The following is a 12,694-nucleotide window of genomic DNA, read 5'->3' on the forward strand; positions in this document are numbered from 1 at the left end:
CTCACGCGTTCAAACTTCCTGTGAAATTCCAGACTCGGCGCACCTCACAGTCTCAGATGGAACTTCACCCGGCAGGTTGTCCCGGGTGCTCATCAGAGGGGGAACTTCCAACATGACGAAGCAAGTTGAGACGAGGCGGGCGCCCGTATTGGGGGGCGTCCATGCCAGGCTACGTGCGCAGTTGGGTTTGGGGACGCTGTGCGCGGGGCTGGGACTCCTGCCGGGGGCAGCGCAGGCGGCGGGCATCTCCGGCAACCGGGCTTCAGCTTCCAGCTCCCGCTGCAGGACCGGGACGGCCAGCTGCCCGTCTCCATCATCTGGCATTCACGGGTCGACCAGGAGCCGGTGTCGCGGTGGCTGCGGGAACGGATTCGCGCCGTCGTCGCCACCCTGCCCTCCCCGGGTCCGCTGCCCCGGCGCAGACGCCTCGCGACGCGCAAGCGCGTGTCACGCCGCCCGTGAGCGCGCGTCAGGCGCCCTTGTCGACGGGCACACCCAGTCGCGTGAAGGAGAACACCAGCGACGTCTCGATGCGGCTCACCTCGGGACGGCTGGTGAAGGACTGGATGGTCAGCACCCGCAGGTGCTCGGTGTCGCGACACACCACGTGCACCAGGAAGTCCGTCGTCCCGCCCAGGCAATAGACGGCCACCGTCTCCGGCAACGAGCGCAGGTGGTCGCCGATGTTGCCGAAGGCCTCGCCCACATGCAGGCGCAGCTGCACGCCGATCAGCGCCTGGAGCCCCAGCCCCATGGAGCGCGCGTTGAGCTCCGCGCGGTAGCCCTGGATGATGCCTTCCGTCTCCAGCCGCTTCACGCGCGCGAGGCAGGAAGAGGGCGCAAGCCCCACCTGCGCGGCGAGCGCCTTGTTGGACAGCCGTGCATTGTTCTGGAGGGCCTCCAGAATCGTGCGATCAATTCGGTCGAGGGGGGTCATCTGGGGTTCCTGGACGAATTTCATTCGATGGATGCGACCCGAAGCTGCCTCTTATTCTGTGTCAATGACACGATACCGAATTGGAGCACTCGTTGTCCTGCTGGCGGGCACGGCCGTCGCCGCTCCTGAAACCCCTCCCGGCAAGGGCGCCTCCCTGCTCGCGCCCTGGTCCGGCCCTCACGGCGGAGCGCCCCCGTTCGACCGGGTGAAGCTGGAGGAGTTCCGTCCCGCGCTCGAGGAGGCAATGGAGCAGGAGCGGCGTGAAGTGGCCCGCGTCGCGGACTCGACCGAGCCGCCGACGTTCGAGAACACCATCGCCGCGCTGGAGGACACGGGCCGGGGATTCACTCGCGTGTTCGAGGTCTACAACGCGTGGTCCTCGTTCGTGAACACGCCCGAGTATCAGGTCATCGAGCGCGAGATGGCGCCCCGGCTGGCCGCGTTCTGGGACGAGAGCACCCAGAACCGTCGCCTCTTCCGGCGCATCAAGGCCGTCCACGACTCGGCCGCGAAGGCGAAGCTGACGCCCGAGCAGCGGCGGCTCGTCGCGCACTACCACGACATCTACGTCCGCTCCGGCGCGAACCTGGGCGCGGCGGCCGGCAAGCGCTTCACCGCGCTCAACCAGCAGCTCGCCACGCTCTACACGACGTTCAACCAGAACGTGCTCGCCGACGAGCAGCGCTTCACCCTCCTGGAAACGGAAGCCGACCTGGCGGGCCTGCCGGAGCCGCTGCGCAAGGCCGCCGCCACGGAGGCGGAGGCGCGCGGGAAGAAGGGCCAGTGGGCCGTGGCCAACACGCGCTCAGCGGTGGCGGACTTCCTCACCTATTCGGACCGCCGCGAGCTGCGCGAGAAGGTGTGGCGCAACTACGACAGCCGGGGGGACCACGGCGATGCCCACGACAACAACGGCGTCATCACCCAGATACTCGCCGCGCGCGCCGAGCAGGCGAAGCTCCTGGGCTTCCCCACCCACGCCCATCGGCAGCTCGCGACGTCCATGGTCAAGACGCCCGAGCGCGCGATGCGCTTGCTGGAGCAGATGTGGACGCCCGCCGTCGCCCGCGTGCGCGAGGAAGTCGCGGCGATGCAGGAGATGGCCCGGCGCGACGGACAGCCGGAGACCATCGCCCCCTGGGACTACCGCTACTACGCGGAGAAGGTGCGCAAGGCGAAGTACGACCTCGACGACACCGAGGTGAAGCCGTACCTGCGACTCGACTCCCTGCGGGACGGCATGTTCTGGGCCGCCGGCGAGCTGTTCGGCTACACCTTCGCTCCCGCGCCGGACGTGCCCGTCTACCACCCGGACGTGAGCGTCTTCGCGGTGAAGGAGCGCACGAGCGGGAAGCCCCTCGGGCTGTTGTACTTCGACCCCTACGCGAGGCCGGGCAAATACAACGGCGGGCAGACCGAGACGTACCGCGTGCAGGAGCGCTTCCGGGGCGAGGTGACGGGCCTGGTGGCCATCAGCATGCCCTTCGTGAAGCCGGGGCCCGGAGGAGTCGCGCTGCTGGGCTGGCGCGACGCGCTGACGCTCTTCCACGAGTTCGGCCACGCGCTGCACACCCTGAGCGCGAGCGTGACGTACCCGACGCTCGGAGGTGGCCGCGTGGTGCGCGACTACGGGGAGTTTCCCGCCGAGCTGTTCGAGCACTGGCTGTCCACTCCGGAGGTGCTCAGCCGGTTCGCCGTGCACCACGTGACGGGCAAGCCGATGCCCGCGGACCTGGTGGCCCGCATCCAGAAGGCCGCGACGTTCAATCAGGGCTTCTACACGGTGGACTACCTGACCTCCGCGCTCGTCGAGATGAAGCTGCACCTCGCGGGTGCCCGCCGCATCAACCCCGACACGTTCGAGCGCGACGTGCTCCGCCAGATTGGCGCGCCGGAAGAGGTCGGCATGCGCAGCCGGCTGCCCCACTTCGGACATGTCTTCGCCAGCAATTCGTACGCGGCCGGCTACTACATGTACCTGTGGGCGGAGATGCTGTCGGCGGATGCCTTCGAGGCGTTCACCGAGGCTGGCGGTGCCTTTGACCCGAAGGTGGCCGCGAGGCTTCGCCAGCACGTCCTGTCCGTGGGCAACACCGTGGACCCGTTCGAGGGCTACCGGGCCTTCCGGGGGCGGGAGGCGAGCCTGGACGCCTTGATGCGGGAGCGCGGCTTCCACGCGCCTCAGCGGCCGTAGCCGTACTGGAAGCCCCTTCCCTCTCATGCGCCGCGTCCTCTCCATAGGCTGAGGCGCCCGCTCAGGGCCGAGTCTCGCCAGCCAGCGCCGCGCGGTGGATGGCCACCCAGAAGTCGGCGGCCCGCCGGGCCCCTTCGAGCAGCGGCTCCGGGTGCCCGGCCCCCAGCGCCTCGCAGAGCGCCTGGGCCCGCGCGCCGTGCTCCAGGTCCACGTCGAGGTGGACGAGGATGAAGCGCGCCTTCGTCCGCTCCAGCCCGAGCCGCCCCAGCCCCTGGCGGGCCTCGCCTCCCAGGTGCCGCGCCACGCCCTCCAGCACGCACAGCGCGCCCAGGAAGGCGAGCTGCCGCTCCGGCCCGATTCCCTCCCAGAAGGCGTGGAAGTCGGCCACCTCGCGAGGCGTGTCGGACGAGGGCTCGCGCCCGAAGGCCGCGAGGTCCGCCTGGGCCAGCAGGTAGTGCGACTGCTCGTCCCCCGCCAGCTCCGCGAAGAAGGCCTTCAGCTCGGGGAGCGTGGCGCGCTCGGCCGCGAGCCGCAGCCGGTCTCCGCTGCGCCGCGTGTAGTGGTACATCATGTCGAGGAACGCCACGTAGCGCTCTGGCGTCACCGCCGGCAGCCAGCTCGCGACCTGCCGCGCCATCCCGACGGTGAGCGTCTTCAACTCCTCCTCAATCGACGACATCCTCAGTCCCTCCTTGCCGAAAGCAGCGCGCCCAACGTCCGCCGGGCATGCGCGAGGTGCGGCGCCGCCCGCTGAGGGGGCAGCTCGTCCAGGCGCACCACGCCCGCGTCGAGGAACCCCTCCCCACCGAGTCCCCGTCCACAGGCGGTGGGCACCGCGCGCAAATCCACCGGCTGGAGCACGCCCCGCGCGTCCCGGGCGAGCGCGAGCTTCAGCACGGCCCCCGTCTGGCACGCCAGCGTGGGCATGATGCTCAGGAAGTTGCCCAGCGAGTACGCGATGAGCCCCATCCGCGCGGGCCCGCCCCGGCGCACCTGCGTGGGGCAGGTAGCGTCCGCGCCGTCGATGGACACCCACTCCACCGGCTGGAGGACATGCGGCGAGGAGCCCAGGACGAGGTCCGCACCGCGCTCGATGAGCCGATAGGCGTGCTCGCGCTGGAGGGCCTCGGGCCAGTACTCGTACTCGAAGCCCCAGTGCGGCATCAGCACCACCAGGTCCGACCCCACCGCGCGAGCGGCGTCGATGAGCGCGCCCAGCCGCGCCCAGTCCGGCGCGTGGAGGGGGCTGCCCAGCCGCGTCACCGGCACCCCGGCGGGCGGCGCCCCCACCAGGTGGTTGATGTCATACGTCACGGCGGCGATGCCCATCCGCACCCCGTCCACCTCCAGGGCCGCCACCGCGTCCTCCGGCCGGGGGCCTCCCACGCAGCGCTGCTGAGACGAGGCCAGCACCGTCCCCCGGGTTCGCTCCAGCCCATCGGCGCCCTGGTCGAGCGCGTGGTTGTTGCAGAGGGAGAAGACGCGGTGGCGCGCCGTGCCCTCCCAGGCCGCGAGGTAGTCCGGCGGGGCGTTGTAGTGGAGCGTCTCGTAGACGAGCCGGGGCACGGGCCGCGCCGGGTCCACCGGCGTCTCTAGATTCGCGAAGGCCACCGCGTCCCCCGCAATCACCTCCCGGACGCCGGGAGACAGGGCGCGGTGGAAGCCGCTGCGAATCCACATCATGTCGCCCACGGCGCTCAGCCGGAGCTCCGGCGCGCCCGCGTGCCGCCAGCTCCCCGAGGCGAGGTGCCGGGCGACTCGCGCGAAGTGCTCCCCGGTTCCGGCCGAGCGCGGCTCCGGCAGGTGCAGGAGGCTCTTGGTGAGGTAGCGCAGGTTGAGGTCCCACCGGGACAGCGGCCAGCGGCCGTCCTCGTAGCGGATGTCCGCGTACAGCCGGCGCAGGGCGTTCATGGGCGCTTTCGCTCCAGGGTGACGAGTCGCACGTCCTCCTCCACCACCATGGGGCCGGCCAGGAGGGCCCGCCACATGACGTGGAGGTAGCTGTCGAAGACGGGGGCCCCGCGCGCGAGCAGCTCCGGGCGCAGCCGCGCGTGCAGCCGCGCGAGGTTGTAGCCGGGCACCCGCGGGTAGAGGTGGTGGTCCAGGTGGTGGTTGAGGCCGTTCCACAGGAAGGTGACGAGCCGGGTGCCGCGCACCGTCGTCGCGGTGTGGAAGCGGTCGCCACGCCAGACGTTGGCGTGGTGGTCGGAGATGGACTTGAGCCCGTTGAGGGGGCTGGCGAAGAGCACCGGCAGCAGCCAGCACTCCACCGCGCCCCCGAGGAGCCCGTGGCCCGCCAGGAGCCAGAAGAGCAGCGCGTAGAAGACCCCGTAGCCCATCAGCACCAGCGCATGGCGGCGCAGGCGGGCGGCGTCGAAGTGCTGCACCGGGTAGAGGACGTTGAAGTAGACGAGGCTGAGCGGCAGGCCCAACAGCACGGTGGCGTAGAAGAGTGCCCACAGCCCGGGCGAGCGGCGGCCCGCGTTGTAGGCGTCAGGGTCCTTCTCGGTGCGGTTCCAGCGGTGATGCGCGAGGTGGTCGTGCCGCATCGGCTCGTAGGCGATGCCCACGAGCAGGCTGAGCCCGTTGCCGAAGAGGCGGTTCTGCCAGGGCCTCGGGAAGAGGGTGTCGTGCCACGCGTCGTGGTCGAGCTGGATGAGCCCCATGACGCCCTGGGCCGCCAGCAGCCACAGGGGCAGCTTCAGCCAGAAGCCGCTGACGTGCGCGAGCCCCACGCCGGCCAGCCCCCACACGCCCAGGTGGAGGGCCGCCATGCCCAGCGCCCGCGCCGGGCGGATGCGCAAGAGCTCCACCAGCTCGTCGCGTGAGGGGCCAAGCCCGGCGGGGGCAGCGGGTGAAGGTGAGACGGGGGCGAGGGCGGGCTGCATGGGGCCTCAGAAGTAGCGGGGGACGCGCTGGCGGTAGCGCGCGTAGGCCTCGCCGAGGCGGGCGGAGAGGTAGCGCTCCTCCTGGAGCACCAGCCCGTGGAACAGCCCCCCCAGCACCGCGCACGTCCCGAGCGTCACCAGCGACGGAGCCCAGAGCGAGGCGCCCACGAGGTACAGGTAGGAGAAGACGTAGATGGGGTTGCGCGAGGAGCGGTGGAGTCCTCGCTCGTGCAGCACGGGCGGGGCCTCCCCCGCGTCCACGCCGATGCGGAATGTCGCGCCCATGCCGTACTGCGCCGCCAGCATGCCCACCAGCCCGAGCACGCCCAGCGCCCAGCCCACCTCCGGCGGAATGGCCAGCAGGGGCCGGCCCCAGGGCAGCTCGGACCAGCGCGGCCAGAGCGCCGCCGCCACCACCGAGCCAGCCCACACCAGCGAGGCGCCGCCGATGCGCCGCGTGAGGCGCGTGTGGACGGAGTCGGCCCCGGTGCTCCGGTAGGCCAGCGGGCCGCGGCCGAAGCGCAGGCGGTAGACGAGGCTTGTGCCCAGGTGCCCCAGCAGCACGTGCAGCGAGATGAAGCCCAGGTAGAGCGCGGGCGCGTCGCGAAGCCCCTTCATGGTCCGACCACCTCCGCCGGAAGCCCGAAGCCCGAGGACGCCCAGCCCGCGAGCTGCTCGGTGAAGTCGCGCAGCTCGCCCCGGGTCCACAGTCCCTCGAACGTCGCCGTGTTGATGTTGAGCGTGTCGCCAAAGCCCAGGCCCGTCGCGCCCCAGGTGGCCGTGTGGCTGCGCAGGGAGTGGATGCGGAAGGGCGCGTCCACGAAGTGCTTGTCGAGCCGCCCCAGGTAGGTCGCCACCAGCGTGTTGGTGCGGGGCTCGGCCACCAGCCCGGGGCGCGCGTTGCGCCGCAATACGGGCCCCGGGGCGAGCCGCGCCACCGCCATGCACTCCAGCGCCGTCGTCCAGTGCACGCCCTCGTCGAGCACGCGCCGCAGCGCCTCGCGCACCAGCGCCGCCAGGGCGGGCGCGTCCTCCAGCCGGGCGCGGACCTCCCGCAGGGGAAACTCCAGCGGCACCGTCGAGCAGCCGTTGCCCAGCATCCGCCCCAGCCCCAGCATGCGCCGCAGGTCCACCGGCACCCGCAGGCGGATGAGCCCGTCCTTCGTGGGCTCACGCAGCGCGACGCCCGCCAGCAGCGCGGCGAAGAAGACCTCCGAGGCCTGGACGTCCGTGCGGCCCGCCGGGAGTGTCAGGCGCGCCGTCGCCATCAACGAGCGGCCCGCGGTGTCTCCACTGCGGCGCAGGCCCAGGCCCCGCGGCGCGAGGAGCCGGCGGCGGGGGCTCGCGAGGCCCAGCACCCGGCCCGGCCCGCGCAGCGCAGCGAGCAGCACCTTGCCATCCGTCAGCGTCGAGGGGCCCAGCGGGGACGACTCCGACGCGCGCCCCGCGCAGTGCAGCCAGAGCCGCTCCAGCAGGTGGGCGAGCGCCTTGGCGTCCCCAATCGCGTGGTGGAGCTGGATGGCGAGCAGCCACGGGCCCGGCGCGCCATCGGCCAGGGGGTGGAGGTGAAGCCGCAGGGGCACGTCCCTCGCGAGGTCCACCCGGGTGTTGATGACCCGCGTCAACGCCTCGGGCTCGTCCAGCGGCTCGGCGCCTTCCAGCAGGGCCGCGTCCACCGCCTCGTCCGTGCGCGGCGCGGGCACCCACGCACCGCGCGCGTCGTCCCAGGCCACGTTGAGGCGCTCGCTCTCGTGCACCAGGGCGCGCAAGGCCCCGCGCAGCCGCGCCACGTCGGGCCGCGCGTCGATGCGCAGCAGCACCGTGGCCCAGATGGTGGCCACCTCGCCATCCAGCCGCGCGAGGAGCGTGTCTACGAAGTTCGCGCGCATCGCTCCACCCATCCGCTCCACAGGGCCCGGGCCGCCTCTCCGTCCAGCCGCGCGCGCCCCACCGCCTCGCGCGCCCGCTCCGGCGCCGGCAGGTGCTGGAAGACGATGTCGTCGGGCGCGTCCAGGCGCGGGCGGAGGCCCGTCGGCAGGTAGCCCGCCGCGAGGAGCACGGGCGTGGCCTCGGCCACCCGCTGGGGCTCGCCCGTGGACAGGTGGATCAGGTCCACGCGCGCCCGCGAGGACGGGAGCGCCGTGGCCCCCTGCCCTTCCCCGGCGGGCGCCACCAGCTCCCGCCGTTCGAGCCGCAGGGACTCGTTCCAGTCGAGCGGGCGCGGCACCAAGCCCCCAGCGCGAGGGCGGCGCGCAAGCGGCGTCAGCTCCACCGTCCCCGGCAGGCCCGAGGCGGCGAGGATGGACGCGAGCCACTCCCCCCACGGCCCCGCGGGCAGGAAGCGCCGACGCGGAGGCAGCGGCGCGAGCACCGTCGTCATCACCAGCGCCTGCATCGGCAGGCCCGAGCCCTCCACCCCCACCAGCCTCTCCCCCTCGGTGTAGTCGACGATGAGGCCCACCGGCACGGCCCGCATGAAGCGCGACGCGTAGCGCTGGGCCATGAGGTGCAGCGTGGACGTCTGCTGGTGCAGGAAGCCCGCGCGCGCCTTGAGCAGCTCCAGGAGGTGGCTCCACAGCCGCTCGTGCTCGGAGCGGTCCATGGCGGTGCGCCGGCTGGGCAGGGCCAGGGAGAGCCCCGAGTCCAGGGAGTCCCGCCCCGGCTTGCACCACAGCCCCGTGTGCCAGAGGAGCGAGCCCTGGGCGTCGAACTCCCCCAGGCTGAGCAGCGCGCCGGCCCTCCAGAGCCGCGAGGCCCCTCCAGGCTCATGGAGGAAGCGGTAGGAGTAGCTCCCGGCGTAGCGCGCGTGGAGCAGCTCGCGCAGCGCGGGCTCATCGGGCTCCGTCAGCCAGCGGGTGTGCTCGCTGGGCTGGGCGGCGCGAAGGCCGTCAAAAGGGGGGGCGGCGCGTTCCCGGTACATGGAGCGTCAGCAGTGCACCAACAGGGCCAGCCGGGAAGCCCCCCTCCTTCCGAGGAGATGGGCCCGGCCGCCGCCCCGCGCCCCCGCCGGGTGTGCAGCCCGCTGCACGGGGTGGAGTGCTCGGCTGCACAGGCGGCAAGCACCTGCCCGGCTGTGGATCCCCGGCGCCCTGGGTGGTGCCCGGCGCGAGCGACTCGCCAGAGACCTGGTCCTTACGGAGCCTCGAACATCCCCTTCGGCGAGATGCCCTTCAGGAAGGGCTCGACGAAGGCGTGCAACAGCTCCGTCTGCGTGATGACCGCGGTGTGTGACGTCGCGGGCAGGACCGCGAGCCGCGAGGCCGACAGCGGCTTGCCCATGTCGCCCGCGCCACCACCGCCGAGGAGCCGGAACAGGGCGACCGAATGCTCCAGGGTCGCGACGTCGGCATCTCCGGTGATGATGAGCACCGGCGTCTTCAGCGCCTTCACCTGCTCCCCCCATGCCATCGGCTCCTTCTCGAGCGCAATCAGCTTCCGGACCAGCTCCGGAAATCCTTCGGGGTTGGCGGCGAGTTTCCGGTAGTCCTTCGCGAACGGCATCTCGAGGAACATCTCCACCTTCATCTGCGGGATGAACTCCTTGAACTCGGGCTGCCAGCCCTCGACGTCGTAGGCGACCGAGGCGGCGGCCAGCTTGTTCACCTTGTCCGGATGGCGGATGGCGAGCTGCAACCCGGCGGCGGCTCCCATGGAGTAGCCGAACACGTCCGCCTTCTTGAGTCCCACCGCGTCCATGAAGGCCGCGATGTCATCCGCCAACTGGGGGTAGGTGATGGGCCGGTCGATGTCGGTGGTGCGGCCGTGGCCCTGAAACTCGAGCGCATAGACCCGATGGGTTTTCGCGAGCTTGGGGAGGATGGCGCCCATCGTCGGGATGTTCATGTAGGCGCCGTGCAGGACAATCAGCGGGTCGCCCTTGCCGGACACTTCGTAATACATCTGCATCCCGTTCACGTTGACGCGGGCACCCTTCGGCTTGGACTGGGCGCTGGCCAGGTTCGGGACGGCGAGAAGCAGCACTGCGACAGCGAGAACGGTGCGGAACATGGGGTTTCTCTTCCCGGGTCTTCGTGGGCTCGTCAGCGAAGGGAAAATCGCCCTTCGCGAAGACGACGAACGACTCAAACGAGGATCGACACCGCCGCTGTTTCTACCTTCAGTGCGCCCCCTACCTCGGCCATCACCTCGCGGATGCGCGTCGGCGTGCGCACAGGCAGGGACTGGAACGGCCATGCCGCTACGGGGCGCGCGGTGCGCTGGCGATGGAGCGGCTGTCACGCGCGGAGGACGGCCGCATCGCAAATCGAATGAAGCGACCGCTGCCGGACGGCACCACGCACCTCCTCTTCACCGGGTTGGAGCTGCTCGCGTCGCCTGGCGTCCCTGGTGCGTGGTGCCTCGGGGAGACCTCACGAGGTCCCACGGCGTCTTCGCTCCAGGCGCCAGACCGGTAGTCCCGGCCGTCCACCCGGAAGTGCTGCGACTCCACGTCCCCTCCCGCCCGCACCAGGTGGCCGGCGATGTAGTCCGCCGCGCGCTCCTGGTTCTCCGGATGCCGCGAGTCTCTCGGGTGGAACGTCTCCGACAGCATGCGCACGTGCTTCCCGCGGGCGGGCTGACGGGCCTCCGAGTCGCCGCTGACGCGTCAATCGCACTTCTGACGCGTCAAGAACCCTGCTGACACGCCAAACGCCTGGCGCGAATCCCGAGGTGCGTGTGATTGCCCCGGAGAATTGCGGCATGGCGTACTGGCATGTCTTCTGCTTGGGTTTCCGCTGTCACTGAAGTCGAATCATCACCCCAAAGGGGAGGCGCATTCGTATGAGCATCGTACAGCCAATCCAAACCGGGGGAAGCTACAACATCATCCAGACGGTGTACCAGCTTTCGAGGTTCTCCAACCTGGGCGACAGCCTGGAGGATACGGCCTCCAACATCGCGCAGCAGCTTGGGCCGATCCTCGACGATGCTTTGAAGAATAACAGTCAGCAACTGGGGGTGTGGACGCGAGTGTGGGGGCCTTGCGTCTATCAAGCCGACACGGACTGCAGCGGCAAGTCCAGGGTGTCCAAGGTGGCCGACAATGCCATGTACGCGGGCAAAGGGGACCACGAATCTGCTGAACATGCTGGATCCGCGGACGAATCAATCGCTCCAGACATTCCTGGGGGAGAAGACGTCCTATCAGGCGACGCTGGTCTTCGCCGGGCACAGCCTGGGTGGCCCGCTCTGTCCGACCTTGGCCCGCTGGCTCTATCAAAGCATCTTCGATGTGAACATGATGGGGATAGATTCATGAATATGCAGACAAACCCGAGGCGATGGCCGCCCTCTCCGGAAGTGGAGCAGCAGCTCAACCAGGACCGCGAGCGTTTCCGCAAGTGTCTCGACTACATGCGAGAGCACGCGGCAGGCGAGGTCGAGGGCGTTTACGGCCCCGACAGCATGACCTGGGTGCTCTATCGCGAGCCAGTGATCCTCCTCGGCGGCCTGCGCGCCATCCTGCTGCAACTCGCCCATCCGGCAGTGGCCTACGGTATCTCCCAGAACAGCAACTTCCGGAATGACCTGCTCGGCCGAGCGCGACGCACCTATACGGCGATGTACCAGCTCAAGTTTGGTGGCCTCTCGGAAGCGACGGGCGCCGCGAAGCGGATCCACAGCGTGCACAGCCGCGTCTACGGCGCACTTCCGGACGGCGCCGGCCCGCAGGGCGCTGGGCCCTATCGCGCGAACGATCCTTCGCTGCTGCGTTGGGTGCACGCCACCCTCATCGACACCGCCATGCTGATCTTCGACACGTTCGTGCGGCCGCTCAGCGTCGAAGAGAAGCGTCGCTACTATCAGGAGACGCTGCGCGCCGCGGCGTACTTCGGGCTCCCGCCGGAGCAGATGCCGCCCACGCTCGAGTCCTTCTACGAGTGGTACAACGGAGAGCTGGCGGGGGAGCGGCTGAGCGTGGGAGACACGGCGCTTGAGCTGGCGGGCCTGCTCTTCAATTCGCCCTTCACCCGGGGACAGTTCGATGAGGTGCTCACCGCCGGTCTCCTGCCGGAGCGCTGGCGCGAGGCTTACAGGCTGCCTTGGGGGCCGGGACAGCGGCTCACGTGGAAGCTCCTGAAGGGCACGATGCGTCGGGGAATCCACCTCACCCCGCCAAAGCTCCGCTACGTGACGGCCTGGCATCAGGCCCAGATGCGGCTGGCCATGGCTCGAGGAGAGCGGCCGACCATCATGGCCCAGGTGCTGAACACCATCGACTCCTACGTCGACGTGCCGTTCAGCATCCGGCCGGTCGCGCCGAAGGCCCCAGCGGACAAGGATTGAGAAACGAGTTGGGCGATCCGCGGCGCCAAGGAGGTCAACTTCGCCCGAGCCCACGACATCGTGGCGAGTGGTCCATTCATCCAAGCCGCTGTCATGGTTGCCGACGTCGTCCCGGCTGAGGTCACGACCACCACGAGCTCCAGAAACACGGCCCTCGTGAAATCACTCGGCGCAGATGGAGTCATCGACTACAAGCCCACCCGTTTCGAAGACCTCGCGCGAGAGATCGGCGCGCTGGTCGAACAAGGAGTGCTCAAGCCTGTCGTAGACAAGACCTTTCCACTGGAAGACTGAGTGCGCGCGCTGCACAAGCGCCGTTACTGATCCAAAACGTCGAGGACGTACTGTACTGTGACCATCCTGACGATGACTCGATAGCGAGGCACC

12 protein-coding genes are annotated in these 12,694 nt (G+C 70.2%); 3 read left to right on the forward strand and 9 right to left on the reverse strand.

Annotated features, from left to right (window positions below; all coding sequences use genetic code 11):
- Positions 1-469: 469 nt before the first annotated feature.
- The gene (locus LZ199_RS15890; RefSeq protein ID WP_253994530.1) at positions 470-937 is read right to left on the reverse strand and encodes an Lrp/AsnC family transcriptional regulator; all 468 of its coding nucleotides are present in this window, start codon (positions 935-937) and stop codon (positions 470-472) included.
- Positions 938-1,001: 64 nt separating this feature from the next.
- Here LZ199_RS15890 and LZ199_RS15895 point away from each other — a divergent pair, with 64 nt between their 5' ends.
- Positions 1,002-3,131, forward strand: a complete 2,130-nt coding sequence (locus LZ199_RS15895; protein WP_253994531.1) for a M3 family metallopeptidase — start codon at positions 1,002-1,004, stop codon at positions 3,129-3,131.
- Positions 3,132-3,192: 61 nt separating this feature from the next.
- Here LZ199_RS15895 and LZ199_RS15900 read toward each other — a convergent pair whose 3' ends face one another.
- From LZ199_RS15900 to LZ199_RS46690, 8 genes are all read right to left on the reverse strand, one after another.
- Positions 3,193-3,810 carry an iron-containing redox enzyme family protein gene (locus tag LZ199_RS15900; protein WP_253994532.1) on the reverse strand — a complete coding sequence of 206 codons (618 nt, stop codon included), beginning with the start codon at positions 3,808-3,810 and terminating at the stop codon, positions 3,193-3,195.
- 2 nt (positions 3,811-3,812) lie between these two features.
- On the reverse strand, positions 3,813-5,042 hold the full coding sequence (locus tag LZ199_RS15905) for a CapA family protein (RefSeq protein WP_253994533.1): 1,230 nt from the start codon (positions 5,040-5,042) through the stop codon (positions 3,813-3,815).
- A complete protein-coding gene (locus tag LZ199_RS15910; RefSeq protein ID WP_253994534.1) occupies positions 5,039-6,019 on the reverse strand; it encodes a fatty acid desaturase family protein in 981 nt (326 codons plus the stop codon). The genes LZ199_RS15905 and LZ199_RS15910 overlap by 4 nt, the downstream gene beginning before the upstream one ends.
- A gap of 6 nt (positions 6,020-6,025) precedes the next feature.
- Positions 6,026-6,637 (reverse strand): methyltransferase family protein, encoded by a 612-nt coding sequence (locus tag LZ199_RS15915; RefSeq protein WP_253994535.1) that lies wholly within the window; start codon positions 6,635-6,637, stop codon positions 6,026-6,028.
- Positions 6,634-7,908, reverse strand: a complete 1,275-nt coding sequence (locus LZ199_RS15920) for a condensation domain-containing protein (protein WP_253994536.1) — start codon at positions 7,906-7,908, stop codon at positions 6,634-6,636. Before LZ199_RS15920 ends, LZ199_RS15915 begins: the two co-directional genes overlap by 4 nt.
- Positions 7,890-8,939 carry a hypothetical protein gene (locus LZ199_RS15925; RefSeq protein WP_253994537.1) on the reverse strand — a complete coding sequence of 350 codons (1,050 nt, stop codon included), beginning with the start codon at positions 8,937-8,939 and terminating at the stop codon, positions 7,890-7,892. Before LZ199_RS15925 ends, LZ199_RS15920 begins: the two co-directional genes overlap by 19 nt.
- A gap of 212 nt (positions 8,940-9,151) precedes the next feature.
- Positions 9,152-10,027, reverse strand: a complete 876-nt coding sequence (locus LZ199_RS15930) for an alpha/beta fold hydrolase (RefSeq protein ID WP_253994538.1) — start codon at positions 10,025-10,027, stop codon at positions 9,152-9,154.
- 190 nt (positions 10,028-10,217) lie between these two features.
- On the reverse strand, positions 10,218-10,571 hold the full coding sequence (locus LZ199_RS46690) for a hypothetical protein (protein ID WP_323389693.1): 354 nt from the start codon (positions 10,569-10,571) through the stop codon (positions 10,218-10,220).
- 230 nt (positions 10,572-10,801) lie between these two features.
- Here LZ199_RS46690 and LZ199_RS15940 point away from each other — a divergent pair, with 230 nt between their 5' ends.
- Positions 10,802-12,307: an oxygenase MpaB family protein gene (locus tag LZ199_RS15940; RefSeq protein ID WP_253994540.1), complete on the forward strand. Its 1,506-nt coding sequence runs from the start codon at positions 10,802-10,804 to the stop codon at positions 12,305-12,307.
- A gap of 15 nt (positions 12,308-12,322) precedes the next feature.
- Positions 12,323-12,601, forward strand: coding sequence for a zinc-binding dehydrogenase (locus tag LZ199_RS15945; RefSeq protein ID WP_323389700.1), 279 nt, complete (start codon positions 12,323-12,325; stop codon positions 12,599-12,601).
- Positions 12,602-12,694: the final 93 nt, after the last annotated feature.

Source organism: Myxococcus qinghaiensis (genome assembly GCF_024198215.1).
Classification (GTDB): Bacteria; Myxococcota; Myxococcia; order Myxococcales; family Myxococcaceae; genus Myxococcus; species Myxococcus qinghaiensis.

What these genes read in the sequence shown, in the direction of transcription:
- LZ199_RS15890 (WP_253994530.1), bottom strand. Translation starts at nt 937, where the DNA reads ATGACCCCCCTCGACCGAATTGATCGCACGATTCTGGAGGCCCTCCAG.
- LZ199_RS15895 (WP_253994531.1), top strand. Translation starts at nt 1,002, where the DNA reads ATGACACGATACCGAATTGGAGCACTCGTTGTCCTGCTGGCGGGCACG.
- LZ199_RS15900 (WP_253994532.1), bottom strand. Translation starts at nt 3,810, where the DNA reads ATGTCGTCGATTGAGGAGGAGTTGAAGACGCTCACCGTCGGGATGGCG.
- LZ199_RS15905 (WP_253994533.1), bottom strand. Translation starts at nt 5,042, where the DNA reads ATGAACGCCCTGCGCCGGCTGTACGCGGACATCCGCTACGAGGACGGC.
- LZ199_RS15910 (WP_253994534.1), bottom strand. Translation starts at nt 6,019, where the DNA reads ATGCAGCCCGCCCTCGCCCCCGTCTCACCTTCACCCGCTGCCCCCGCC.
- LZ199_RS15915 (WP_253994535.1), bottom strand. Translation starts at nt 6,637, where the DNA reads ATGAAGGGGCTTCGCGACGCGCCCGCGCTCTACCTGGGCTTCATCTCG.
- LZ199_RS15920 (WP_253994536.1), bottom strand. Translation starts at nt 7,908, where the DNA reads ATGCGCGCGAACTTCGTAGACACGCTCCTCGCGCGGCTGGATGGCGAG.
- LZ199_RS15925 (WP_253994537.1), bottom strand. Translation starts at nt 8,939, where the DNA reads ATGTACCGGGAACGCGCCGCCCCCCCTTTTGACGGCCTTCGCGCCGCC.
- LZ199_RS15930 (WP_253994538.1), bottom strand. Translation starts at nt 10,027, where the DNA reads ATGTTCCGCACCGTTCTCGCTGTCGCAGTGCTGCTTCTCGCCGTCCCG.
- LZ199_RS46690 (WP_323389693.1), bottom strand. Translation starts at nt 10,571, where the DNA reads ATGCTGTCGGAGACGTTCCACCCGAGAGACTCGCGGCATCCGGAGAAC.
- LZ199_RS15940 (WP_253994540.1), top strand. Translation starts at nt 10,802, where the DNA reads ATGAGCATCGTACAGCCAATCCAAACCGGGGGAAGCTACAACATCATC.